The 1,280-nt window shown below is 36.9% G+C and carries 1 protein-coding gene; it reads left to right on the top strand.

The window, feature by feature from the left end; genetic code table 11:
- Positions 1-1,280: DUF3987 domain-containing protein (locus FWJ34_RS19355; RefSeq protein ID WP_308256958.1), on the top strand; the 1,280-nt coding region annotated here is incomplete at both ends.

Below are 1,280 nucleotides of genomic sequence, written 5' to 3' on the forward strand. Positions count from 1 at the left end.
AAACAAAGAAGATGATAAATTTCACATTCAGTCTGAAATTGAGACGATCGCCACTATCAAAGATTCTGATATTCGGATTAGTGATTACTTGCCTAATTCTTTTGAATATCCATTAAAAACATATTGTGAAATTATCGGTAGCAATCATATTTCGATGTTGACGGCATTATTACCTATGGTGGCAAGTTTGGTTAATCCAAATACTGATTTAACCTTGATCGAGTCAACAAATTTCACAGCTAAACCGATTTTTTTTAGCGCGATCGTGGGTGAAAGTGGAACGGCAAAAAGCCCTACCTTAGACTTATTTAGTAGCGGTATTTTATCCCTTCAATCAAAAGCTAATCAAGAATATAAGAGACTGAAGAAAGAATTTGATGAATATAAGGGCGATGAGGATATGAAAGAACCTCAACCAACTGAGTATTATATTTCAGATTTTACCAGTGAGTTTGTGGCTTCTTTAATCGATCGGCAGTCAAAAGGATTCTTGATCCTCATTGATGAATTAGCGGCGCTAATTAAACAGAATAATGCTTATCGTGGCGGTAAAGGTAGCGATTCAGAAAAGATTTTGTCTGCTAGAGATGGACGGGGTATTAAGGTTAACCGCAAAAATGGAGATCGCTACGATACTGCTAAATCTTCTTTGAGTATTGTTGGGGGGATTCAACCTGACATTTTACGTCAACAAATGGGAAGCTGTCAGGATGAAAGCGGTTATTGGGCTCGTTTTGTGTACTCCTATTTACCAGTAAAAAGGGCAAAATTTCCTGATAGTAACGTCAAGATTGATATTAAACCGATGTTGCTAAGTACCTATGAGAAATTAGAACGATTGCCACAACTAAATTTAAAGCTAGATAGTCAGGGAGTGAAGCTGTATGAGCAATTCTTTAATGAACTCGAAAACTTAAAAGTAAATGAACCAAGCGGCGCACTCAGAGCGGTTTATTCAAAATATAAAAGGGTAGCAGGAGAAATTGCTTTACTTCTTTATTTATTCGATTTAGCTTTTAATGTTGACACTGTTGACGGGGGTGTCAACAATCTGTCAACACCGCCAACATTACCTTTTCAATTTCTCCAAAAAGGCATTAACCTTGCCAAAAGGTACATTCAAGAGGTTAGAAGTATCTACACTGAGAATCAAAATACTGTTGACGGCGGTGTTAGTCCAGTTTTCGCTAAATTAATCGAACTGTCAAAAAGGAAAGATTTTATTACGGCTAGAGACGCAAAAATGGCTATCAGAACGCTTAAACGTAAGTCTGTAAAAG

It is taken from the genome of Geminocystis sp. GBBB08, from assembly GCF_016743215.1.
Classification (GTDB): Bacteria; Cyanobacteriota; Cyanobacteriia; order Cyanobacteriales; family Cyanobacteriaceae; genus Geminocystis.